Source organism: Nocardioides speluncae (genome assembly GCF_003121585.1).
In the GTDB taxonomy this organism is placed as follows: domain Bacteria; phylum Actinomycetota; class Actinomycetes; order Propionibacteriales; family Nocardioidaceae; genus Nocardioides; species Nocardioides speluncae.
Map to the genome: position 1 here is coordinate 243,164 of NZ_QEOO01000016.1, position 21,977 is coordinate 265,140.

The 21,977-nt window shown below is 67.0% G+C and carries 29 protein-coding genes, 1 tRNA gene and 1 pseudogene; 14 read left to right on the top strand and 17 right to left on the bottom strand.

Annotation, left to right across the window (positions count from 1 at the left end; genetic code table 11):
• Positions 1 to 35 precede the first annotated feature (35 nt).
• On the top strand, positions 36 to 497 hold the full coding sequence (locus DDV73_RS08565) for a hypothetical protein (RefSeq protein WP_109506828.1): 462 nt from the start codon (positions 36 to 38) through the stop codon (positions 495 to 497).
• Positions 498 to 671: 174 nt separating this feature from the next.
• Here DDV73_RS08565 and DDV73_RS08570 read toward each other — a convergent pair whose 3' ends face one another.
• The 3 genes from DDV73_RS08570 to DDV73_RS08580 all read right to left on the bottom strand — a co-directional run bounded on the left by DDV73_RS08570 (position 672) and on the right by DDV73_RS08580 (position 4,143).
• Entirely contained in the window at positions 672 to 1,559 is an 888-nt protein-coding gene (locus DDV73_RS08570) for a GIY-YIG nuclease family protein (RefSeq protein ID WP_109506829.1), read from the bottom strand.
• Between the two features lie 172 nt (positions 1,560 to 1,731).
• Entirely contained in the window at positions 1,732 to 3,522 is a 1,791-nt protein-coding gene (locus tag DDV73_RS08575; RefSeq protein WP_109506830.1) for a restriction endonuclease, read from the bottom strand.
• 351 nt (positions 3,523 to 3,873) lie between these two features.
• Positions 3,874 to 4,143 carry a hypothetical protein gene (locus tag DDV73_RS08580; RefSeq protein ID WP_109506831.1) on the bottom strand — a complete coding sequence of 90 codons (270 nt, stop codon included), beginning with the start codon at positions 4,141 to 4,143 and terminating at the stop codon, positions 3,874 to 3,876.
• A 189-nt stretch (positions 4,144 to 4,332) separates the two neighbouring features.
• Here DDV73_RS08580 and DDV73_RS08585 point away from each other — a divergent pair, with 189 nt between their 5' ends.
• Genes DDV73_RS08585 through DDV73_RS08605 form a run of 5 tightly spaced genes read left to right on the top strand, consistent with a single transcriptional unit; the run spans position 4,333 to position 7,081 of the window.
• Entirely contained in the window at positions 4,333 to 4,491 is a 159-nt protein-coding gene (locus tag DDV73_RS08585) for a hypothetical protein (protein ID WP_240617184.1), read from the top strand.
• A 5-nt stretch (positions 4,492 to 4,496) separates the two neighbouring features.
• Positions 4,497 to 5,015 (top strand): DUF6879 family protein, encoded by a 519-nt coding sequence (locus DDV73_RS08590; protein WP_109506833.1) that lies wholly within the window; start codon positions 4,497 to 4,499, stop codon positions 5,013 to 5,015.
• Entirely contained in the window at positions 4,996 to 5,847 is an 852-nt protein-coding gene (locus tag DDV73_RS08595; RefSeq protein ID WP_109506834.1) for a helix-turn-helix domain-containing protein, read from the top strand. Before DDV73_RS08590 ends, DDV73_RS08595 begins: the two co-directional genes overlap by 20 nt.
• Positions 5,844 to 6,560: a 2'-5' RNA ligase family protein gene (locus DDV73_RS08600; protein WP_109506835.1), complete on the top strand. Its 717-nt coding sequence runs from the start codon at positions 5,844 to 5,846 to the stop codon at positions 6,558 to 6,560. The genes DDV73_RS08595 and DDV73_RS08600 overlap by 4 nt, the downstream gene beginning before the upstream one ends.
• 5 nt (positions 6,561 to 6,565) lie before the next feature.
• A complete protein-coding gene (locus DDV73_RS08605) occupies positions 6,566 to 7,081 on the top strand; it encodes a DUF6879 family protein (RefSeq protein WP_109506836.1) in 516 nt (171 codons plus the stop codon).
• 54 nt (positions 7,082 to 7,135) lie between these two features.
• On the opposite strand, the gene DDV73_RS28655 is transcribed toward DDV73_RS08605, so the two are convergent.
• Positions 7,136 to 7,294, bottom strand: coding sequence for an Ltp family lipoprotein (locus DDV73_RS28655; RefSeq protein ID WP_206050773.1), 159 nt, complete (start codon positions 7,292 to 7,294; stop codon positions 7,136 to 7,138).
• Between the two features lie 350 nt (positions 7,295 to 7,644).
• Between DDV73_RS28655 and DDV73_RS08615 the strand changes: the two genes are divergently transcribed.
• Positions 7,645 to 8,148 (top strand): nucleoside deaminase, encoded by a 504-nt coding sequence (locus DDV73_RS08615; protein ID WP_109506838.1) that lies wholly within the window; start codon positions 7,645 to 7,647, stop codon positions 8,146 to 8,148.
• Positions 8,149 to 8,218: 70 nt separating this feature from the next.
• Here DDV73_RS08615 and DDV73_RS08620 read toward each other — a convergent pair whose 3' ends face one another.
• The 3 genes from DDV73_RS08620 to DDV73_RS08630 are packed head-to-tail and all read right to left on the bottom strand — an operon-like array spanning position 8,219 to position 10,541.
• On the bottom strand, positions 8,219 to 9,262 hold the full coding sequence (locus DDV73_RS08620) for a hypothetical protein (RefSeq protein ID WP_109506839.1): 1,044 nt from the start codon (positions 9,260 to 9,262) through the stop codon (positions 8,219 to 8,221).
• Positions 9,259 to 10,152, bottom strand: a complete 894-nt coding sequence (locus DDV73_RS08625; RefSeq protein ID WP_109506840.1) for an ABC transporter ATP-binding protein — start codon at positions 10,150 to 10,152, stop codon at positions 9,259 to 9,261. Before DDV73_RS08625 ends, DDV73_RS08620 begins: the two co-directional genes overlap by 4 nt.
• Complete coding sequence (locus DDV73_RS08630; RefSeq protein ID WP_240617185.1) at positions 10,149 to 10,541, bottom strand: GntR family transcriptional regulator; 393 nt, start codon at positions 10,539 to 10,541, stop codon at positions 10,149 to 10,151. The genes DDV73_RS08625 and DDV73_RS08630 overlap by 4 nt, the downstream gene beginning before the upstream one ends.
• 95 nt (positions 10,542 to 10,636) lie before the next feature.
• Between DDV73_RS08630 and DDV73_RS29095 the strand changes: the two genes are divergently transcribed.
• Both DDV73_RS29095 and DDV73_RS29100 read left to right on the top strand, forming a co-directional pair.
• Entirely contained in the window at positions 10,637 to 11,020 is a 384-nt protein-coding gene (locus DDV73_RS29095) for an alcohol dehydrogenase catalytic domain-containing protein (RefSeq protein WP_240617186.1), read from the top strand.
• Between the two features lie 5 nt (positions 11,021 to 11,025).
• Positions 11,026 to 11,679 (top strand): zinc-binding dehydrogenase, encoded by a 654-nt coding sequence (locus tag DDV73_RS29100; protein ID WP_240617187.1) that lies wholly within the window; start codon positions 11,026 to 11,028, stop codon positions 11,677 to 11,679.
• Here the strand turns inward: DDV73_RS29100 and DDV73_RS08640 are convergent.
• From DDV73_RS08640 to DDV73_RS08665, 6 genes and pseudogenes are all read right to left on the bottom strand, one after another.
• On the bottom strand, positions 11,663 to 11,911 hold the full coding sequence (locus DDV73_RS08640; RefSeq protein ID WP_109506842.1) for a hypothetical protein: 249 nt from the start codon (positions 11,909 to 11,911) through the stop codon (positions 11,663 to 11,665). The genes DDV73_RS29100 and DDV73_RS08640 overlap by 17 nt on opposite strands.
• A gap of 112 nt (positions 11,912 to 12,023) precedes the next feature.
• Positions 12,024 to 12,143 (bottom strand): annotated as a pseudogene (locus DDV73_RS29680) (SEC-C metal-binding domain-containing protein); the annotation flags it as partial.
• Positions 12,144 to 12,294: 151 nt separating this feature from the next.
• On the bottom strand, positions 12,295 to 12,837 hold the full coding sequence (locus DDV73_RS08650) for a DUF6036 family nucleotidyltransferase (RefSeq protein ID WP_109506843.1): 543 nt from the start codon (positions 12,835 to 12,837) through the stop codon (positions 12,295 to 12,297).
• The gene (locus DDV73_RS08655) at positions 12,834 to 13,385 is read right to left on the bottom strand and encodes a helix-turn-helix domain-containing protein (RefSeq protein WP_206050774.1); all 552 of its coding nucleotides are present in this window, start codon (positions 13,383 to 13,385) and stop codon (positions 12,834 to 12,836) included. The genes DDV73_RS08650 and DDV73_RS08655 overlap by 4 nt, the downstream gene beginning before the upstream one ends.
• A 351-nt stretch (positions 13,386 to 13,736) precedes the next feature.
• Entirely contained in the window at positions 13,737 to 14,354 is a 618-nt protein-coding gene (locus DDV73_RS08660) for a hypothetical protein (RefSeq protein WP_109506845.1), read from the bottom strand.
• Positions 14,355 to 14,645: 291 nt separating this feature from the next.
• Positions 14,646 to 14,735 (bottom strand) — tRNA-Ser (locus DDV73_RS08665).
• 123 nt (positions 14,736 to 14,858) lie between these two features.
• Here DDV73_RS08665 and DDV73_RS08670 point away from each other — a divergent pair.
• The 3 genes from DDV73_RS08670 (at position 14,859) to DDV73_RS08680 (ending at position 18,022) form a co-directional block, all read left to right on the top strand.
• Positions 14,859 to 16,055, top strand: coding sequence for a GAF domain-containing protein (locus DDV73_RS08670; RefSeq protein WP_109506846.1), 1,197 nt, complete (start codon positions 14,859 to 14,861; stop codon positions 16,053 to 16,055).
• An 81-nt stretch (positions 16,056 to 16,136) separates the two neighbouring features.
• Positions 16,137 to 17,660 (top strand): aldehyde dehydrogenase, encoded by a 1,524-nt coding sequence (gene adh, locus DDV73_RS08675; RefSeq protein ID WP_109507153.1) that lies wholly within the window; start codon positions 16,137 to 16,139, stop codon positions 17,658 to 17,660.
• Entirely contained in the window at positions 17,660 to 18,022 is a 363-nt protein-coding gene (locus tag DDV73_RS08680; protein ID WP_109506847.1) for a DUF779 domain-containing protein, read from the top strand. The genes adh and DDV73_RS08680 overlap by 1 nt, the downstream gene beginning before the upstream one ends.
• 77 nt (positions 18,023 to 18,099) lie before the next feature.
• Here the strand turns inward: DDV73_RS08680 and DDV73_RS08685 are convergent, their stop codons facing one another.
• Complete coding sequence (locus tag DDV73_RS08685; protein WP_109507154.1) at positions 18,100 to 18,543, bottom strand: nucleoside deaminase; 444 nt, start codon at positions 18,541 to 18,543, stop codon at positions 18,100 to 18,102.
• Positions 18,544 to 18,572: 29 nt separating this feature from the next.
• Entirely contained in the window at positions 18,573 to 19,058 is a 486-nt protein-coding gene (locus tag DDV73_RS08690) for a tRNA adenosine deaminase-associated protein (RefSeq protein ID WP_109506848.1), read from the bottom strand.
• 127 nt (positions 19,059 to 19,185) lie between these two features.
• Here DDV73_RS08690 and upp point away from each other — a divergent pair, with 127 nt between their 5' ends.
• Together upp and DDV73_RS08700 are read left to right on the top strand one after the other, a co-directional pair.
• Positions 19,186 to 19,833, top strand: coding sequence for a uracil phosphoribosyltransferase (gene upp / locus DDV73_RS08695; RefSeq protein WP_109506849.1), 648 nt, complete (start codon positions 19,186 to 19,188; stop codon positions 19,831 to 19,833).
• Between the two features lie 10 nt (positions 19,834 to 19,843).
• A complete protein-coding gene (locus DDV73_RS08700; protein WP_240617188.1) occupies positions 19,844 to 21,022 on the top strand; it encodes an MFS transporter in 1,179 nt (392 codons plus the stop codon).
• Here the strand turns inward: DDV73_RS08700 and DDV73_RS08705 are convergent.
• Together DDV73_RS08705 and DDV73_RS08710 are read right to left on the bottom strand one after the other, a co-directional pair.
• The gene (locus tag DDV73_RS08705; RefSeq protein ID WP_109506851.1) at positions 21,019 to 21,435 is read right to left on the bottom strand and encodes a cupin domain-containing protein; all 417 of its coding nucleotides are present in this window, start codon (positions 21,433 to 21,435) and stop codon (positions 21,019 to 21,021) included. The two genes, DDV73_RS08700 and DDV73_RS08705, sit on opposite strands and share 4 nt — an antisense overlap.
• Complete coding sequence (locus tag DDV73_RS08710; protein ID WP_161962326.1) at positions 21,428 to 21,763, bottom strand: DUF3024 domain-containing protein; 336 nt, start codon at positions 21,761 to 21,763, stop codon at positions 21,428 to 21,430. The genes DDV73_RS08705 and DDV73_RS08710 overlap by 8 nt, the downstream gene beginning before the upstream one ends.
• Positions 21,764 to 21,977: the final 214 nt, after the last annotated feature.

Genomic DNA, 21,977 nt, shown 5'->3' on the forward strand with positions numbered 1-21,977 from the left:
GTTGGGAGTGCTCGGGATAGACCTATGGTTCCTGCATGGTCAATGTGCGTGACCCGCAGGACGAGCACTTCCTACAGGTAATGGCCCTGCACAAGTACTTTCTCAACGCGGACTTCCTGCGCGACGTCTTCATGCGTCGGATCAATCGCGACAAGTCGCCATCTGAGATCGACCCCGTCACGTCGATGGAGGACATGATCGCAATGAGCCTGTGGTACGCGACGGTCTACGTCGTGATCGAAGGGTGGCGCGAAGCCAGGCTCGTCGATCCTGAACTCGACGACCTCTTGGCCGATGAGAACGTCGACAGGCTGCGCCGTTTTCGCAATCAGATTTTTCACTACCAACGCGAGTACGACAATCCCAAGCTACTCGAGTTCATGGGAACCACTGATGCCGATGCTCGAGCGGCGACAGATTGGATCAAGCGCACTCACCAAGCACTGGGTAGAGCGATCCAGGAGGCGGCGCAGGATCTCTTGGACCGCAAGGGCTGATGCGAGCGACCCGGCCACGCTGATGCTGAGGGGTCTGTGGGATGCTCGCGACGAAAGAAGGCCTCAGCAGACGAGTCTCAGTGCCATCAGGACTCCCAGGACCGGGCTCGAACTTCTGGGCGTCTCAACGCGGCGGAATGTGGGTGACGCTGATCCGTGCACTGGCCCGATCCGTCAGTTCTTGTTGAGCCCGTGGGTGCGGGTACCGAGAGCGGTCTTGTAGTGGCTCTCGACGGCGTTTACGTCGGTGCTGGCGGTGCTGGGGTCGAGGACACGCAGGACGGAGAACTGGAAGTTCGTCCGCTCGCGTTTTTTCAACTCGACGTTGCCGCCGTGACCGCTGGTTGCATAGGCCGTCCACCGCTGGAGGAGTGTGTCGTTGCCATCGGCTTTGCCGACGTATTGCCGCCCGTCGCTGAGGTCGGTGATGAGGTAGATCCCGATGACAGACGAGAGGGCAGTGCGCCATGCGGCGTACCGTGGGTCGCTGATGACGGCTTGCAGACGGTCGAAGTCGACGACGAGGTGGTCGAAGCCGGGGAATGGTTCGGGTTCTGCGTCGGCGACTTCCATGACGGGGTACCTCTGACCGGTCGTACCGTTCACCCACCACGCCCGCGGGGATGCCCACTGGATAACGAGACGGCCGGCAAGGTCAGAGAGCGCCCCGGGTAGGACCCGGAGTTCGAACTCACGTACGGGGCCGCTGTTCGGGATCTCGCCGAGGTTTTCTACGACAGCCCACAGGCGCGCTCTGGTTCCGAGGTCGGGGAGAAATACCACCCAATAGCGGCCCGGTTCCTTCTTGAAGATCTTCGTGTCCCGACTCTGCGTGCTTGTGTAGGTGAGGATCTGGTGAAAGGTTGAGTCTGCGTTGATGCCAGGAAAGCCGTCCTTGTGGACCTTCACGTACGCATGACGTATCACCATGGTCTCTGCCAGGGGGAGTCCAGCTTTCGTGAGCGCGTCGCCCAGCGTGAAGGTCGACGGGATGAGCAGTGCCGGCTCGGGCGCCTGCTTCGCCTCGACGGCAGCGGGGCCGGAGGAGGTTGCTTCGGTCATGTCGCCATCCTTCACCTTGCTCACACGCGTTGGAGGGCGAATGGAACTGCAGACCAACAGGCGGCGGATTGACGGACTCCGCGCAGCGCGCGACCAGCGGCACGCCAGACAATCGGCGGGGTGAGACCCAAATTCTCTGGGCCACGAGGGCCCTCCCGAGTTTCTCGTCGGGCTAATCCGTTTCTGCTTCTTGTCCAGGCACCGTCGTGCGCCGGCTCGTGCCGAGGCTCGCCGAGGCTTCGAGCCCTGATGTGCCCAAGTACAGACCGACATCGAATGAGTGATCAACTGCTACTAGCAGCGAGCGATTGTCGCCGGCCGGCGAGAGCACGACCATCTCATCCTCGTCCCCTCGGTCCAATCGACAGCTAAGCATTCGCGACGCCAGCGCGTTCGAAAGCGAGACGCTCACCCCAGCGACTGGCATCTCAATCTCGAACACTTGAAGAGCCTCAAACGGTTCGGACGCATCCACGAAGGGCAGGAACTCGTTGATGCGGCCCTTCGGGACAATCACAGGTCGCGGCTGCCAACGAAGCTCTAACTCTATACCTTCCAATGCACTCACGACGTTCTGCAATCTCACAAACTCGGACGTGGTGACCTGGCCGAAGTCTGGGAGCAATACTCGGTCAGGCGTGTGCCGCTGAAGTCGGGTATAGATCGCCACCGCCTCCCAGATCGACGGCTCGGTCTTAAGAGGGTCACTAAGTTGGAATGGTGCGAGTAGGTCCATTCCTCCCACTTGTGCCAGTGATAGCGCATGGCTTGAGTCGAGGGCACGATAAAAGTCACCGACCTTGGATGCTTCGACGGCAGGCTGACCAGCCAGCGCACCGTGTCGGAGGTGCAGTTCCCACTTCCTGTCCATCCCGCCGATCCGCATCTCAAGCGTCACCAGGCCACTGGGATCTGTTGTTGTGAGCCAGTGATGCGCACCATCGAATCCAGACGACGTTTGTGGAGCCAAAAGAGGCAGGCTCGCTACAGCGGCTCCGGTCTCATCGAGAGCTCGAAGCTCCAATGGCGGGAACTCGGCATTGCTGATCGGCGTCACCGAGAAGACACTGCGCCCAGTCGTCGTTGTCCCAGGAGGTCCGCTGGCGTCGATGACGTCGCCGACAACGTCCTGAAACGGCGTGCCGTACGTAGCGAAGTCCTCCAACATCTGATGCTCTACGGACCCAGGGGTGGCTTCAAAGCGAACCGTCTGACGGATAGGTCGAAGCTGGCTAGCCAACGGATGCGTCGGTATCACTCTCATGATCACGTAGCGGTCGGTGTCAATCGTGGCGAACTGCACCATTGCCGCGCCATCTGCTGCCGCCTCGTAGGCCTCCGCCTCGGTTGGGAGCTTTCCCGCTCTCACGGAAATTTCGTAGGAGTAGAACGGATCAATCTCATCGAGAATCTCGGCGAGCGCCTCGTGGCGTGTAAGAACGCTTTGAAGCAGGTCAGATTCCACGAGGCCGGCCGTCGGTCTTCCGGCTTCGATCCCAAGCGTTATCAACTCTTTGACTCGAGAAGCGCCGTCACCGAAGTAGTAGTCGACGAGTTGAGGGTTGTCCGCAGCCAGAACATCTAAGCGAGTCCTGCCCATCCATTCCCTCGCGAAGGGAGTCTCGGGTGGCAAGCCTTGTAGCCACTCAAGCGCTTCTCGCGACGGATCCCAGGGCATGGCGAGTGTCCAAACTGAGATTGTGCGATGAATCAGTTCCTGTTCGATGAAGCGATCCCAACTCTCTCGCACGCGAGCCTTCTGCTTGGAATCGAGGGGGCCGGTGTACCGCTTGACCTGCACGACCTCCCACGTGCCATCTCTCTTGGGCAGCAAGACGTCGATGCCGCCATCGCCGGAGGACGGCGTGATCCGACATCCACCGCCGCGATCCTTCGTCAGAGCCGCGGCGACAAACCGCTCGACCTCATCTCCACCGAGTCGCTCCCAATTGACCGTTGTCATGACGTCACCATGCTAGGTCTCGCACTAACATATGGTGATCTCTCGGCGGCGCGTGTCGACTGAGATGGACCGGCCCGCCTCGGCAGGACGTGGTGCTCTCGGTTCTTTCCTTGGGCTTTGCGGACACTGCCGGCTGGATCCAAGCATGGCGGGAACGGCCCGATCATGACTTTCGTTCGCTTGCTGCGTCATTCTGGGCGGAGTGACGCAGGAAGCACGGATCCGCAGACGCGACTGGTGGAACGGCAGAGCGGACGCGGACTTTGGCCTGCGTCCTCGGTGGCAGACGTTTCAGCACGCCCGCTCCGCCGGTCTAAGCCGGTGCGATCGAGGTGCACCGGAGTCAGTTGGTCAGGGCTGCTTTGTCCAGGCGCATGGCACCAAGGTCGGCGCCTCGCCCGGCATCACCACAGCTCGCGCACCAACCCGAGTCGCCTCGGCCATCAGGGCCTCGAAGGCGGCTGGCACCTTGTCAGTGCGCTCCACGAACACCGTGCTCAGCGCGTAGCCCTCACGGTCAGCGAAGCCAGCTAGATCTGCAGTGGACTGGGCGACCTCTTGGTCAGTGGTCAGCGCGTCAGCACGGATGTAGCCCAGGACGAGCGGCCGGATGTTGGTCATGGCCGGTGACGCTAGGTATGTCCGGTGCCGGGGCGAAAGGATGTTGCGACATGTTGACGGTCGCAACCTTTCGCAACATCTCTTGACCGCAACTAGTGGCTACAGCAGCCTTGTCAGCGTCAATCAACCGCTAGTCGCAGATGGGGGAAGCTCATGCACCTAACGCTCGTTGCCGGTGATCCTGAGTCCGTGCCCGACAACTCACCGACGCTCTACAAGACCGACCGTGGCAGTTGGGTCGTGCAGGGCTGGGTGGTGACTGACCCTGAGGCGTTGAGGCAGCTCAACGTTCCTGACGGCGAGACTGTGGTCGAGATCCCCGACCGCATGATCCCGTTCTTCAAGTAGCCGGCGTGGAGACGATCAGCTACCCGGAGTTTCAGGAACTCACCGCCTCCATCAAACACGGCCTTGTTCACCTCGAAACCCGTGATGCCTATGGCACCGAGACAGAGTTGCCGCACATGGCCAAGTGGGCCGCTGGTGAACCCGACGACCTCGGCTGGCTGCAGGACTGGTGCACCACGGTCAAGGGGCACGTTGCTCAGGAACGCACAGTGCGGCGGGCCAAGATCGTCTCGGAGCCACTAAGCAACTACCAGCGCTGGGCGGCCACCGTGATCGGGCCGATGGTTGACGCCGGCGAGGACATCCGGTGGGTTCCACGCCGGCTGCTTTCCTCAGTTCTCATTCCCGGCAACGACTTCTATGTGCTCGACGACGAGCTCGTTGTCTTCCTTCACTACGCAGGGTCTGGCTTGAACGTCGCCCTGACCACATCCACTGACCCTGCCGACGTGACGCGGTGTGCGGACGCGTTTGAGCAGGTCTGGAAGCTGGCCGTCCCACACAGTGAGTACGAGCCCGAATAGCGCTGCACGGAAGGCGCAGCAGGCACTCGGTCTGCGCCTTCGAGAACTGCGCAAGGACGCCGGGCTGTCCGGTCGCGCATTGGCCGACGCGACCGGCTGGCACTTCACGCGCGTCAGCAAGCTTGAGAACGGCGTACAGGCTGCGAGTGATCGGGACATCCGCGCGTGGTGTGCGGCGTGCGAGTGCGACAACCAAGTGCCCGACCTGATCGCTCAAGCGCGCTCGATCGAGTCGATGTACGTAGAGTTCCGCCGCCGCACTCGCGCAGGAATGAAGCAGCTCATGCTGTCACCGCTGCCCCTGTACGAGCGCACAACCACCTTCCGGATCTACGAGCACAACGCCATCCCCGGCATCTTCCAGACCGCCGAGTACATCCGCGCCATGCTGCCGTTCTGGTTCGACTTCCTCGACACACACAACGACCTCGAGGAGTCCGTTGCTGCTCGGTTAGAACGACAGGCTGCCCTTTACCAAGCGGGCAAGACTTTTTCCGTCATCCTCGAGGAGCCCTGTCTACACGTGCGGCTGGGCAACGCCGGCGTACTGACTGGCCAGCTCGACCGCTTGCTGTCCGTGATGGCTCTACCCAATATCTCGCTCGGCATCGTGCCGTCCGATGTCGATCGCGACGTGATTGGCACCGCGGGCTTCTGGATCTTCGACAACAAGATCGTCAAGCTCGAAACCCCAACCGCCAGCATCCAGGTCGACCAGCCACAAGAGATCGCCCTCTATGAGCGCATGTTCGACCAGTTGCGGAAGCCTGCCGTCTACGGCCGCGAGGCACGCCGTCTCATCCTGAGCGCCCTTGAACGGTTGGCCAGGTGAAGCGCCCCTTCCCTCCCGACCTGCCGCGCTCTCTCGGCGATCGGGACGCGATCGTCGCCAACGACTGGGATGCCTTCTTGGCGCTGGACACGGTCGAGAATCACTGGGATCGCAAGCCGTGGCCCGCGGGTGCCCGACACCTCTACTGGTACCTCACCTTCGAGGGAAACTCCGACCTGACTCATCTCGCCCGGGCATGCCAGCAGGGCATCGCCGATCTTCGGTACGACGCCGTCCCTGATGACGCGTTGCACCTCACGATGCTCCGAGTTGGATCAGCCGAGGACCTGGCCGGTCCCCCGCTGGAGCGGGTGCTGAAGCGAGCCGAGGCGTCGTGCGCTCACATCGAGCCCTTCGAGATTGAGCTAGGTCCGCTGTCAGGTTCGGCAGGCGCGGCACGGCTGAGCGTCTCGCCGTGGAGCGACCTCGACCGCCTGCACCAGGCGCTGTTCGAGGCGACAACGGCCGACCTTGAGCCTACCGAACGGCCACCATTCCGCCCACACGTCGGCGTCGCCTACGGAAATCGCCACCGTCCCGCCCGTGAGGTTCACACCTTAATTGCAGAGCAGCGGACAAGGGCGACGGTGCACGTCGCGGTCAGCGACGTACACCTGGTCGAACTGCGTCGCGAGGGTCGGGCATACAAGTGGGAGCCGGTCGCGTCGGTTCAACTGCGAGGACCGGCCGCGCCGGTCCCGTTCTCCAGGTAGGCCTCATGGAGATCAGCTACCCGGAGTTTCAGGAACTCATCGCCTCCATCAAGCGCGGCTTTGTCCACCTCGAAACTCGAGACGCCTATGGCACCGAGACCGAGCTCCCGCACCTGGCCAGATGGGCTGCCGGTGAGCCTGACGATCTGGACTGGCTGCAGGACTGGTGCTCAACGCTGCGAAGCCACGTCAGCGCGGGCCGGTCGATGCGCCGCGCCCGAATCATCTCGGAGCCACTGAGCGACTACCAGCGTTGGTCGCACACCATCGCTCAACCCATGGTCAACGCCGGAGAGGACATCCGTTGGGTTCCACGCCGTCTGCTCTCCTCAGTCCTCATTCCGGGCAACGACTTCTATGTGCTCGACGGCGAGCTCGTGGTCTTCCTCCACTACGCGGGGTCTGGCTTGAACGTCGCTCTGACCACGTCCACTGACCCTGCAGATGTGAAGCGATGCGCGGACGCGTTCGAGCAGGTCTGGAAGCTGGCCGTTCCACATCATGCGTACGAACCCAGGTAGCGCTGCGCAGCGGGCGCACCCGGCACTCAGACCACCTCTACCCATTGAGGCGAGTCAGAGGCCGGCTTTGCTGACGCCGTACTCGGCCTGCTTGCGGGTGTAGCCCTCGAAGGTCAGTTGCTTGATCAGGCCGTCGCGGGAGAAGGCGCTGTAGTCGAGGTAGTTCTCGGCGGCCTCGCGGGCGTTCCTGCGACTTGGTCTCCTGTGGCGCATCGGCCTTGGCATGCGCCTTGCTGCCCATCTCACTCTTGCCGCTCTTCTTGGTGTCGGCCTTGCTGTCGTTCTTCTTGGAGTTGACCTCGCTGCGGTCGGCGGCGGTGGTGCCGTCGTCCTCGGGCACCTCGCAGATCGCGAGGGCGACGACCCGCGATGATCGCGGCTAGAGCGCGCTTGATCCTCATCTTCTCTCCCCATGATTGAGGTTGGCGCTACCCGCTCAACGTAGGGAAACGGTCACCCGCCAGGGATCGCCCAATCGGTGCAGCTTTGGGGCCGAACGGACAAAGCTTTCTAGCCCTTCCGTCCGCTGACAGCGCGAACGTCGACGGCCTAGTGTCGGCGGCATGGACGAGTCGCCGGAACTGACCTCCCAGGATCTAACCCACCTCCGTCGCTGCGTCGGCCTCGCCCGCGAGGCGCTCGACGACGGGGACGAGCCGTTCGGGTCGGTGCTGGTCGACCCTGAGGGCGTCGTACTGCATGAGGACCGCAACCGCACGGCGGCTGGTGACCAGACGAGACACCCGGAGTTCGAGCTGGCGCGGTGGGCTGCGGAGAACGTGGCGGCGGAGGTGCGGGCGGCGTGCACCGTCTACAAATCCGGGGAGCACTGCCCGATGTGCTCGGCCGCGCACGCGTGGGTGGGGCTCGGCCGGATCGTGTACGCCGGTTCGACCGCCCAGCTCGTCGAGTGGCGAACCAGCTGGGGCCTGCCGGCCGGGCCGGTGGCGGCGCTGCCGATCAACGACGTGGCGCCCGGCCTGCCCATCGCCGGGCCGGCCCACGAGCTTGCCGACGAGCTGCGGGAGCTGCACAAGCAACGCGCCGAGCGAGACGCGGCGTCGTGAGAAGGATCCGGCAGCTGCAGCTGGTCGTCCACGCGAGCGACGGCGGCGCCCATGTCAGCGGTTGTGGCTTTCACGTGAAGTCCCTGCGGATTCGCCAGAAGCAGAATCCGGACAGCAGCACGGCCAAGCTGAGCAGGATCGCTGTCTGGATCGACTGGAGGAGCCAGTACCGGTCGGCGGGCTGGTACACCACCTCTTGCTGGAAGCCGGCGGCGGCGAGGTCCTCGAAGCACGATGCTGGGGGGCCGGGACTGCTCGCCTTGTCGGCAAGTTCCCCAGTGCGGGGTGCGCAGTCCGCCTCGTGGGCAGGCAGTTCGTCGACGACCTGACCGGAGGAGTTGACGGTCTCGTTCGACAGGATCCAGGCGCCGGGCTTGTCGAGGTTGATCCTGATGTCTGTGACCATGTCGTCGTCCGCCGAGAGGGACATCCCGCGCAGGTTCGTCGCCGTGATGGCAGTGGTGAGGCGCTCGGGTGAGATCAGGTGGGGTACGACGAACAGGGGCGTCGCGACCTGGATGGCGACGACTGCGACGACCGTGGCCGCCATCGCGGGCACCGTTCGGCGGAGCACCAGGCCAGCGGTGACGCCGATGACGAAGGCGAGTACGGCGTACCCGATGGGGACCACGCCACGCGCGCCGAACAGCACGGCGGACATCCGGGTGATGTTGAAGAAGCCCCCGTCGGGCTCGGTACTGTTGACGGCCGCGTCGATCGGGGCGCACCACCAGGTCACTGCCAGGCTGATCAGGCCGGCGACCAGAGCGGCCAGTCCGGCGAGTCCGAGCTTGGTGGCCAGCCATCTGTTGCGGGTGATGCTTTGGTTCCAGACCACCCGGTGGGTTCCGGTCTCCAGCTCACGGGCCACCAGCGGCGCACCCCAGAACGCGCCGATGACGACGGGCAGGGCGTACACGACCGCGCCGCCGACGAAGTACAACGGCTTGTACGTGCCGTCCTGGGGGAAGAGGACGAGGAAGTCGGCCGGATTGGTACGGCGGAGGTCAGCGAGTTGTGGTCCGGTGATGGCGAGCGCCGCGGCGACGGCCGCCAGGGCGGCGTACACCACCAGGACCTGGGCGCGGAGTTGGCGCCAGGTAATCCAGGTCATCGAGCTACCTCCAGGGTGGGACGGGAGTTGTCGACCTCGCGAGTCCGGCTCATGTAGGCCAGCACCAAGTCCTCCAGGCTGAGTTCGCTGACGGTCCAGGCCGGGTCGAGTACCGGGCCATCGGTGCGCACCAGCAGCGTGGTCTGCCGCTCGGTGTGCCGCGCGGAGATGACGTGCTGGCCCGCGGGCACGCGGTCAAGGTCTCGGCGCGGTCCGGTCAGCCGGTGGTGGGTGGCGAGCAGATGGTCGATATCTCCGGCCACCTGCACCCGGGAGTCAACGAGGATGATCAGGTAGTCGCAGGCCCGTTCCAGGTCCGAGACCAGATGGGAGGACAGGATGACGCTGAGCTCCTGATCGGCGACGGCCTCCATCAGGTCCTGGAGGAACTCGCGCCGGGCGAGTGGGTCGAGGCTGGCCACCGGTTCGTCGAGGATCAGCAGTTCGGGTCGTTTGGCGATGCCGAGGGTCAGTGCGAGCTGCGCACGTTGGCCACCCGAGAGGTTCCCGGCACGCTGTGACCGATCGAGGCCGAGCCGGGTGATCCGGGCTTGCGCGAGGTCGTGGTCCCAGCCGGGGTTGAGCCGTGCACCCAGGCGCAGGTGGTCGGCGATGCCCAGTCCGGCGTACGTGGGTGTGTCCTGCGCGACGAAGCCGACCTTGGCCAGCTGGCTCGGCCCGGTCGCGGGCGGAGCGCCGAGTACCTCGATGGCGCCGGAGCTCGGCGTCAGCATGCCGACCGCCAGATTCAGTAGCGTGCTCTTGCCCGCGCCGTTGGGCCCGACCAGGCCGACGACTCGCCCCGCGGGGATGTCGAGAGTGCAGTCGGACAGCGCCCACTTCCGCGCGTACCTCTTGCCCAGTCCTTGGGTCTGCAAGACGGCGGTCACGCAATGTCCTCTCTGGCGGTCCGAAAAGTGGTGAGGAAGAGCGCTTCGATGCTCTCCTCGTCGAGACCCGCCTCGCGGGCCTTGGTCAGCCAGCGCTGCAAGCTCAGACGCAGCGCCGCGTGCGCGGCGAGGGTGTCGTCGGTCAGCGTCCGGGTCACGAACGTGCCGACGCCCGGCCGAGCAGCCACCAGCCCGTCATGCTCCAGCTCCCGGTACGCCTTGAGGACGGTGTTGGGATTGATGGCCAGCTGTCCGACCACGTCCTTGACGGTCGGGAGCTGGTCGCCTTCGGCCAGCAGTCCGAGCCTCAGCGCGCGGCGTACCTGCTGGACGAGTTGGAGGTACGGCGAGACGCCGGACCTCCCATCCAAGTGGAACTCGATCACCATGACTCCATTCATCTAGGTAACTAGCACTATAGCTAGATGATCAAATCAATGCGCCAGTGGGTGACGAGAGCGTGCTCGGCGGACAGACTGAGGCCATGAAGGCTGTGGTGTACGCCGGGTACGGCGAGACCCCGACGCTGGCGGAGGTGGCCGAGCCCCTCTGCGAGGCCGACGGCGTGGTGATCGCGGTCCGAGCGACCGGGGTCTGCCGGTCGGACTGGCACGCGTGGAATGGTCACGACCCGGTCCCCCTCCCGCACACTCCTGGCCACGAGCTGGCCGGCGTGATCGCCGAGGTCGGCGCCGACGTCACCCGCTGGCAGGTCGGTGACCGAGTCACGGTCCCGTTCGTGTGTGGCTGCGGCGTCTGCGAGTACTGCGTGGCCGGCGACGCGCAGGTCTGTCCCGACCAGACCCAGCCGGGCTTCACCGGCCCGGGTCCTTCGCCGAGCGGGTCGCGATCCGCGCGGCGGACGTGAACGTCGTGGCGCTGCCGGAGGCCATCGACTTCGTCACCGCGGCGTCGCTCGGCTGCCGGTTCGCCACGGCGTACCGGGCAATCGCTGCCCATGGCCGGCTCGCCTCGGGCCAGTGGCTGGCAGTCCACGGCTGCGGCGGCGTCGGCCTGTCGGCGATCATGATCGGCGCGGCGCTCGGCGCCCGCGTCGTCGCTGTCGATGTCGCCGAGCCGGCGCTGGCCCGCGCCCGCGAGCTCGGCGCCGAGCAGGTGGTCGACGCGAGTCAGGTCACCGACACCGCAGCCGCCATCCGCGAGATCACGGGCGGCGGCGCCCACGTGTCGATCGACGCGCTCGGCACCGCCGCGACCGCCGTCGCGTCGGCGTACTCCCTCCGCCGGCGGGGCAGGCACGTCCAGGTCGGACTGCTCCTCGGGCCGGCGTCCACGCCGCCGCTACCCATGGACCGCGTGATCGCCCACGAGCTGGAGATCTATGGCTCGCACGGCATGGCCGCACACGAGTACGACGCGATGCTGGCGCTGGTCGCCGACGGCACCCTCCGTCCAGATCTCCTGGTCGGCGAGGTGCTGCCCTTGGAGGAGGCAGGTATGGCGCTCGCCGCGATGGACCGGCCGGCGACCGCAGCCGGGATGACCGTGATCAAGCTTCCCGGCTGACGTCGTACTCGCTGGCTACTGACGGCGAGGCCAGGGCGATCCCGCGCGCGATGGCTCCCGCGATCAAGAAGTACAGACCGGGCGCGGTGACGACGACAGCAAGCGTCAGAAACGTATCGGGGCTCTCCTCGCGATTGATGAAGAGCATCCCGCCAATCACCAGCAGGATCGTTCCGGCCAGGGCGTAAAGGTACGGCGGCGGCGAGGGAGCGACGTACGAGCGGTTCGTCATGAGACAGGAGTATGCCGGGTGCCGAGCGCTCGGATCCGCCGTGAGTCGCTAGTCGCGGACGTAGTAGTCGCCCTGCACCCCGTCGTGTCGTCCGGACGCGCGGCAGCACCGCTTGAAAGCGGCGGCCGGAGCCGCAGGGGCATGGGTCGTTGCCGCCGAGTTTCTCGATCAGCTCCTTGTCGGCGCCGACGACGCGGTCGCCTCGCTTGACCTGGGTCTCGCTAGAGGGAATCCCTTGCGGCGCTTGCTGAGTGGCTCAAAAGGATGGCTGGGTGTCGAAGTCGCGGTCCATGATGCACCTCCGTAGTTAACTGGATCGCGAGAGTAGCTGTCGGCCCGGTCAGCCCACCACGGGGTTTCCCGACGTCGCCGCGCGCCCTGACCTACTCGTACTTCTTCTTCCATGCGAGCACCCAGCTCACCACAGACTGCCGCTTGACCGGCACCGCGAGGAGCTGGGCTCGCTCGATCAGCAGGTCCGGGTCAACCAGGCCCGCCTGCAGCAGCGCGTGTGCGAACTCGAAGTCCTTTTCGCGATACGCGACCAGCTTGGACACGACGAGGTCATGGACATCCAGACAGTGGCCGGTGGCGCCATTTGCCCCCGGGCCTGTGTACGGCACGATCCGATCCCGCCAGCCGGCCGGCAGCACCGCTGTGGTCAAGTCGACGCCCTGGGCGTAGTACCCGTGCTCGGCGTGGAACATCGAGTCCTCGCCGATCAGCCCATCCACGGTGTCGGACTTGGTGTTGTCTGGGTCGTCGAAGAACGTCACGTCGACCTCGATGGAGGCGTACGCAGCGTCCGGAAGGTCAGTCTCGTCGTAGCTGCCCAGAATCGACTGAGACCCGACGATCAGAACGTCCAGGTCCCCGGCAATCACCGAAGCAGACCGCAGGATGTGCTCGAGGTCCTGACGTCTCATCCCGCAACCCCACTTGGATGCACCCGCGCGTTCCGGGCACGGGTGTAGTCGGTGAACGCGGCTAATACCTCTTCCCGCTCCTGCGGGGTGAGCGCACCAGCGAAGGGCGAGTTCTGTCGCAGCTCACGGGCGTACTGAGTGGTTGAGGTGAGAACCTCCAGGACCCGCTCGATCGGCCCGCCCAGCAGTCGGTCCCACTCCGCCAGCCACCGGGCCGCCTGACCGCGCGGGTGCTGGGCACGCAACGCGGCAAGGTTCTCCCGGGCGAGCGCAAGCGTCGGCTCGGGATGGCGGACCAACGTCCCGGCTACCGCCATGTTCAGCCACATGCTGCGCCGCTGGTCGCGCGAAGGCCGCACCGAGCCACTCCGAAACTCCTCGAGGTCCCGGCGCCGGATCCGACGGTGCGTGCCGGCCAGTGTGTACGGCAGCAGACCGGACTTGCACATGTCGACCACGTGCTGCCTGGAAGTGCCGAGGATGCGGGCCGCCTCCCCGGTCGTCAACAGGTCCTCGCTCTCCGTCGCGAGAATCTCGCGTGTCGTCACATCTCTCACATCAACCACCATATCTCTAAACCCAAAAAACACAATCGCCGAGCGCTCATTTTGTGTTTCTTGACTTTCAAGAATCCAAGCCTGGCTGTGCTTGTCCGGCCTTGTTCACACGGTGTGAACGGCTGAGCAGCCACCATCTACGACAACAGGCCTGGGTACGATGCGCCGAGGAGGCGGCCTTGAGTATCGAAGAAGTCCCGGGGTCTTCGCGCAGGCTTGCAGACGGCGTACCGCACACCGTGCCCGGCGCGCTGAGTCGGCTCAGCCTGGGCGACCGGCTGGCTGGGCGCGCGGCCGCGACGGACCTCGCCAAAGCGCTGGTCGGACGGCTACCGGTCAGCCCTACGCCGTCGCAGCTATGAAGTCGGCGACGCTGAACCAGTTGGCGTTGGGCGGCGGCCCGACCCGAACCTCATATGACCGCCCGCGCCACGTCCCGCTCGTGACATCCGTGGTGAACGTTGACCCGCTGAGTCCGCCACTGCGACCGACCGAGCTGTAGGGTAGGTCGCCCTCGGCGTGCAGATCCACGATCTCGGCACCTGTCAGGCGGTCATCCTTGTTCTGACCGAAGACTGGTCCTGTCGAGACGAGCGCGTCGTAGTCGGCGAGCGCGGTCGCGAGCACGTTGGCCCAGTAGCGAGGACCGACCACGCGGTACGTCTCGAGAACCTCCTCCCATGTCACCAGCGGCCAGCCATGCCCAGCAGATGCAGCCGCGAGGGCCTTCGGCAGGAGCAGGACGTGCGTGACCCTCTCCTCAGGCAGGCCTAGAACGTCGATCCACCGTGAGAGCACCTTGCTCTGCCGCGACATCTGCGAACTGAGACTCGCGGCGCTCGGGTTGTGGAACATCTTCGCCTCGACAGCGAGGATCCAGTCTGGGCCCGCGATGACAATGTCAGGAGTGTCCGCGTCGAGGTCGCTCCCCCAACGCTCGCGGTCCTCCTCGGTGAACACGACGAACTGCCCGCGCTTCTGTTCTGTACGGAGTACGGCTTCGCTGAGTCCGTGTATCTGAACCCGTCGGAGGCGACCAGCCCAGGGAGCACCGTTCCCGTGTAGTAGCGCTCTTTTGCGGTTGAGTGGAGCCCGCAGAGCCACTCCCTGGTCGGCTCAGTCATGAGGTCGACGCTAGCGCCGACGTCCGATGCTCGATCAGAAATCGCTGTCTTCGGCCGCGCCTATGCGACGACAACTGAGACGACAGAACGCCGGCATCCCTCACGGGAGGACCGGCGTTCTGGAAACTGGCGGTGGCGGAGGGATTTGAACCCTCGGTGGACTTGCGCCCACAAACGCTTTCGAGGCGTTCTCCTTAGGCCGCTCGGACACGCCACCGCCGAGAAGGGTACCGGAGGGCGACAGGGCGGTGAAATCGGACTCCGACGCGGTCGCAACGTGATCGCAACGTCCGACGGCGGACGCTGGACCATGGCCGTCCGGACCGGTTCTACTGGAGAGATGACCGGGATGCGCAGCGAGGTCGCCGACTCCTGGCACCGCTCCGCCGCGGCGGGGGTGAGCGCCAACAAGGTCGAGGCGCCGATCACGCTGCCCGACGACACCCTGCGCGACTACCGGGAGGCGCATCCGCTGTCGCGGGTGTTCCCGCTGCTGGACGACGTGCTCGGGCAGGCGGCGCGGGACTGCGACGCGGTGATGGCGGTGTCGGACGCGTCCGGTCAGCTGCTCTGGGTCTGCGGTACGCCGGCCACGCTGCGCCGCGCGGAGGCGATCGGGTTCGTCGAGGGCAGCAACTGGGACGAGCGGGTCGCCGGCACCAACGCGCCCGGCCTCGCGCTGGCCCTCGGCCAGCCGGCCAGCGTGATCCGGTCCGAGCACTTCCGGCGGTCGGTGCAGCACTGGAGCTGCGCGGCGACGCCGATCCACGACCCGGGCTCGGCCAGCCTGCTCGGCGTACTCGACATCACCGGCGGTGACGAGATCGTCGTACCGCAGACGATGGCGATGGTGCGCGCCGCGGCCAGACTCGCTGAGTCCGAGCTGGCCCGCGAGCTGCTGACGCCGCGTGCGCCCGAGGCGCGGCGGCCGGGCGCGATGCACCTGACCATCGAGTCCCTCGGCCGCACCGACTCGCTGCTGACCGTGGACGACGGCCGCGGCCACGTCTCGACGGTCCGACTCTCGCCGCGGCACAGCGAGATCCTGCTGCTGCTCGCGTCGACCCCGCACGGGCTGTCCGGCGACGAGCTCGCCGTACTCCTGTACGCCGAGGACGGGCCGTCGTCGACGCTACGGGCCGAGCTCAACCGGCTCCGCAACCTGCTCGGCGAGGAGCTGCTCGCGTCCCGCCCGTACCGGCTCGTCGCCGGCGTCACCGGGGACTGGCTGGCCGTCGAGGGCCACCTCGCGGCGGCCGACCTGCGCGCGGCGATGCGCGGCTACCGCGGGCCGGTGCTGCCGCGGTCGAGCGCGCCCGGCGTCATGCGGCTGCGCGACAACCTCGAGGCCCAGCTGCGGCACGCCCTGCTGCACAGCGGCCAGCCCGACCTGATGTCGACCTGGACCCGCTCGTCGTGGGGCAGCGACGACTACGAGATGTGGCAGGCCCAGCGGCTCGCCGTCGGCACCGGCTCGCCGATGCTGCCGCTGATCGACGGACAGCTGGCCCGGCTCGACCGCGAGTACGGCGTCTAGCCAAGCCGCGCGCAACGTCGCTGCAACGTCACGATTCCTACCTTGTGACGGTCATCACCTCCCCGTTCTTTGGAGCACACCATGACCGTCTACGCGCCACCCGGAACCGCCGACTCCATCGTCTCCGTCCAGCCCCGCTACGGCCACTTCATCGGCGGCGAGTGGGTCGACCCGGTCAAGGGGCAGTGGTTCGAGAACATCACGCCGGTCACGGGCCGGCCGTTCACCGAGATCGCCCGCGGCACCGCCGAGGACATCGACGCTGCTCTGGACGCCGCGCACGCGGCCGCCGACAGGTGGGGCCGGACCGCGCCCGCCGAGCGCGCCAACGTCCTGCTCAAGATCGCGGACCGGCTCGAGCAGAACCTCACCATGCTCGCCGTCGCCGAGAGCTGGGAGAACGGCAAGCCGGTCCGGGAGACGCTGGCCGCCGACCTGCCGCTGGCGGTCGACCACTTCCGCTACTTCGCCGGCGCGCTGCGCGCCCAGGAGGGAACGGTCGGCGAGCTCGACGACAGCACCGTCGCCTACCACTTCCACGAGCCGCTCGGCGTGGTCGGGCAGATCATCCCGTGGAACTTCCCGATCCTGATGGCCACCTGGAAGCTCGCCCCGGCGCTGGCGGCCGGCAATTGCGTCGTACTCAAGCCGGCCGAGCAGACGCCGTGGTCGATCCTGAAGGTGATGGAGCTGATCGGCGACCTGCTGCCGGCCGGCGTACTCAACGTCGTCAACGGCTTCGGGGTCGAGGCCGGCAAGCCGCTGGCCTCCTCGCCGCGGGTGGCCAAGGTGGCGTTCACCGGCGAGACCACCACCGGCCGGCTGATCATGCAGTACGCCAGCCAGAACCTGATCCCGGTCACCCTGGAGCTCGGCGGCAAGAGCCCGAACATCTTCTTCGCCGACGTCGCCGCCGAGAAGGACGCGTTCTACGACAAGGCGCTCGAGGGCTTCGCGATGTTCGCGCTGAACCAGGGCGAGGTCTGCACCTGTCCGTCACGGGCGCTGGTCCAGGAGTCGGTGTACGGCGACTTCGTGGCCGACGCGGTCGCCCGGGTCGAGAAGATCACTCAGGGCAACCCGCTCGACGACACCACGATGATCGGCGCCCAGGCCTCCAACGACCAGCTCGAGAAGATCCTGTCCTACCTCGACATCGGCCGGCAGGAGGGCGCTCGGGTGCTGACCGGCGGCGAGCGGAACGTGCTCTCCGGTGACCTGGCCGGTGGCTACTACGTGCAGCCGACCATCTTCGAGGGCGACAACTCGATGCGGATCTTCCAGGAGGAGATCTTCGGGCCGGTCGTCTCGCTGACGTCGTTCGGCCATGAGGACGACGCACTCAAGATCGCCAACGACACGCTCTACGGGCTCGGCGCCGGCGTCTGGACCCGCGACTCCGGGCGGGCGTTCCGGATGGGCCGCGGGATCAAGGCCGGGAGGGTCTGGACCAACTGCTACCACGCCTATCCCGCGCACGCTGCCTTCGGCGGCTACAAGCAGTCCGGCATCGGCCGCGAGACCCACAAGATGATGCTCGACCACTACCAGCAGACCAAGAACCTGCTGGTGTCCTACTCGCCGGACGCGCTCGGCTTCTTCTGATGGACCGAGTGGCAGTGACCGGTGAGGCGGCGGAGCTGCTCCGCCGCCTCACCGAGGCCAACGGGCCGGTGATGTTCCACCAGTCCGGCGGCTGCTGCGACGGGTCGTCGCCGATGTGCTACCCGGACGGCGACTTCCTGACCGGCGACTCCGACGTACACCTCGGCGACCTCGACATCGGCGTGTCCCGCGCCGTACCGGTGTGGATGTCGAAGGCGCAGTTCGCCTACTGGGAGCACACCCACCTCACCATCGACGTGGTCCCCGGCCGCGGCGCCGGCTTCTCCCTGGAGGCGCCGTACGGCGTCCGCTTCCTGATCCGCTCGCGGGTGCTGACCGACGAGGAGTACGCCGCCTTGTAAGGCCGGGGCCGGGATAGTCCAGAACGTTCGACATCATTTTTCGCAGGAAAGTGATGTCGAACGTTCTGGACTATCGACTACCGCGGCCCGAGACGGTGCTCGGCGAAGAAGGCGTCGAGGAGGGCGGTGGACTCCTCGGCGAGGACGCCGGCGACGACTTCGGGGCGGTGGTTGAGGCGGCGGTCGCGGACCACGTCCCAGAGGCTGCCGACGGCCCCGGCCTTCTCGTCGTACGCCGCGAACACGACGCGGTCGACCCGGGCCAGGACCGCGGCACCGGCGCACATCGTGCACGGCTCCAGGGTCACGACCAGGGTGCAGCCGTCGAGCCGCCACTCGCCACGCTCGGCGGCCGCGGCGCGGAGGGCGACCACCTCGGCGTGGCCGGTCGGGTCGGCGTCAGCCTCACGGACATTGCGGCCGCGTCCCAACACGGCGCCGGCGGCGTCGAGCACGACCGCGCCGATGGGCACGTCGCCGGTGGCGAGAGCGGCGCGTGCCTCATCTAGGGCAGCCCGCATCGGGTCGAGCCAAGCGGCGTGAGCCGAGTTCACGCGGAGGTGAGGCCCACGGCGTCGTCGAACTGCGGCCCGAACCCGAGCCGGCGGGCGATGTCGGAGAGCATCTCGTCGGGGTAGAGCTCGAAGTCGTCGATCAGCACGCCCATGTCGATCGCATGCATGCCGAGGTCACCGAGCAGGTCGAGGTCGCCGGCCGGCGCCTGCTCGTCGTCGTCCTCCGGGAGCGGGATGCCGAGGAACTCCACGGCCGAGCGCGCCAGCTCCCATTCGTCGGCCGCGGTCACATCGGAAAGCAATACACGGGTGCTCGGGCCGGCCACCCGGACGATCACGAAGAAGTCCTCGTCGACCGCGACCATGCCCAGCGAGCCGTGGTCGCCCGGCAGCCGGCGGAGCGCAGCGGCGAACGTGTCGACGTCCTCCAAAGCCGTCGACGCAACCTCCTGGAGTTGCCAGACCCCCTCTTCGCGGTACGCCGCGAGAGCGAAGTCGACCCCATCCTGCTGGTCAGCCATTGCCACTTCTCCTTGTATGGAACCCACTGTCCCAACGTCCAGAGTGACAGACCGTTATCTGTCCCACCAACCTTTTCCGTGCGAACTTCAGGTGTGCGAACAGCGGAGTGACCTTTAGGTTTGGCCCATGCGCACCCACGTCGTCGACCATCCGCTGATCGCCCACAAGCTCACCACGCTGCGTGACGAGGGCACCGACACACCCACCTTCCGGCGGCTCGCCGACGAGCTGGTGACGCTGCTGGCCTACGAGGCGACCCGCGAGGTGCGGGTGTCGGCGGTCGACATCACCACCCCCGTTGCGCCCACGACCGGCGTCAAGCTCGCGTCGCCCAAGCCGCTCGTCGTACCCATCCTCCGGGCGGGCCTCGGCATGCTCGACGGGATGATGCGGCTGCTGCCGACCGCCGAGGTGGGCTTCCTCGGGATGGTCCGCAACGAGGAGACGCTGGAGGCGTCGACGTACGCCGAGCGGCTGCCCGACGACCTCTCGGGCCGGCAGTGCTACGTGCTGGACCCGATGCTGGCGACCGGCGGCACGCTGGCCGCGGCGATCGACTTCCTGGTGGCCCGCGGTGCCGACGACATCACCGCGATCTGCCTGCTCGCCGCGCCCGAGGGCTGCGCGCGCCTGGAGCGCGACCTCGCCGGGGTCGACGTGCCGGTCACCATCGTGACCGCCGCGATGGACGAGAAGCTCAACGACAAGGGCTACATTGTGCCCGGGCTCGGCGATGCCGGCGACCGGCTCTACGGCTCGGCCGGGTCTGCCTAGGCATCTAAGCGTGGCGCCGGTTGCGTACGCCGCCCGCAAGGCGGTCGCGCTGTCGTTCTTCCTCAACGGCTTCGCGTTCGCGTCCTGGGTGTCGCGGATTCCTGAGGTCCGCCAGGAGCTGAGCCTGAGCAACGGCGCGCTCGGGCTGCTGCTGCTCGCGCTCTCCGCCGGCTCGGTGCTGACCCTGCCGACCACCGGCGCGCTGATTCAGCGCTGGGGAGCGGACCGCGTGGTCCGCGCGGGCGCGCTGTCGGCGGCGGTTGGGATGGTCGTGGCGGCGGTCGGCGTCGGCTTCCTGGGCTCGGTCGCGCTCACCGCCGTCGGCCTGTTCTTCTACGGCCTGGGCACCGGCTCGTGGGACGTCGCGATGAACGTCGAGGGCGCCGCCGTCGAGCGCCGGATCGGGCGCACGATCATGCCGCGGTTCCACGCCGGCTTCAGCCTCGGCACCGTGGCCGGCGCCCTCGTGGGCGCCCTGACCGCCGCCACCGAGCTGCCGATCGAGGCCCACCTGGGCGCCGTCGCCGTGGTCATCCTGACCGGCGGGGTGGCGTCGACCACGCGGTTCCTCGCCGGCGTCGAGCCACCGTCCCACGACCCGGCCGGCCGGCGTACCGCCTGGGCGGCGTGGCTGGAGCCGCGGACGCTGCTGGTCGGCCTGATGGTCTTCGCGCTCGCGGTCACCGAGGGCACCGCGAACGACTGGCTCGCGGTCGCACTCGAGGACGGTCACGACGTCGAGCGGTGGGTCGCGGTCGCCGGCTTCGGCCTGTTCGTCACCGCGATGACCACCGGCCGGCTGGTCGGGCCGCCGCTGCTGGACCGGTTCGGGCGACTGCCGGTGCTGTGGTCGACGATGGCCACGGCCGGGGCCGGCGTCCTGCTGATCGTGTACGGCGACCGGCCGCTCGTCGTACTCGGGATCGTGCTGTGGGGCCTCGGCGCCTCCCTCGGCTTCCCGATCGGGATGAGCGCCGCGGCCGACGACGAGACCCACGCCGCCGCCCGGGTGAGCGTGGTCGCCAGCATCGCCTACACCGCGTTCCTGGTCGGCCCGCCGTTCATCGGCTTCGTCGCCGACCACACCGGAACCCTGCCGGCGCTGCTGGTCGTCGCGTTCCTGCTCATCCCGTCAGCACTGGTCGTCCCGGCCGCGCGGGACCAGCGGGCACACAAGACGACCAGCTAGCCGTCAGCGAGCTCGAAGTCCGCGAAGTCGAAGCCCGGCGAGACCAGACAGCTCACCAAGGCATCAGCATCACCGGGCAGCGTGCGCTGCCAGACACCGGCTGGGACCAGAGCCTGCGCCTCCTCGCCGGTTGCGACCCGGAGGATCGGACCGGGCTGCGGCCGCTCGGCGTCGCCGCCGAGCTGGAGCGCAACGACGCCCGTGTGCGCCAGCCAGACCTCCTCGGAGGCGACCCGGTGCCACGCCGAAGACTCGCCTGCCGGCAGCAGGAAATAGATCAGCGTCGCGGTTGGCCGAACCCGCCCGTCCGGCAGCGCGACGGTCTCTGTCGAGACCCAGGTCTGGCGGTACCACCCGCCCTCGGGATGCGGCGCCAGGTCGAGCGCCTCGCCGACCCGCGGCCGGTCAGCCACGGAAGATCGACGTCGGGTCGCGCTCGACCTCGTCGAGCAGCTCGCGGACGGTGCCGATGAGGTGGTAGCCGTCCGGGTCGTAGGGGTACCAGCGGTCGTTGCGATCGGCCCAGTAGAGCGCCCAGTCGTGGCTGGTCGAGCGGTAGCGCAGCTGGCCGAAGCGGTGGCACACCCAGTCGCCGCCGTGCCATAGCGTCCGCGCCTCGCAGAGGGTGACGCTGTGCCCGCGCACGTGGTGCTCGGTGCGCAGCTGATCGGCGAGATTCCGGGGAGAGGAGCCTGCGCAGTACGCCGAGATCCGCGCCAGGTCTGTCTCCGGCAGCCTCACCGTTTGGTGCCGATGCCGAGCATCTGCGCGCCTACCCGGTGCCGGCGGCCGGTGCCGCCGCACTTGCTGCAGTTTCGCCAGGAACCACTGAACACCGCACCCATATGTCTGCCCGCGCCCTTACAACGCCCGCACTTCGTAAAGGGGTGCAGGCGGAGCGAGAGCCAATAGCAGCCGAGCAGTGCGGCCGCAACCAGGGCGAGTGCCACCGAGA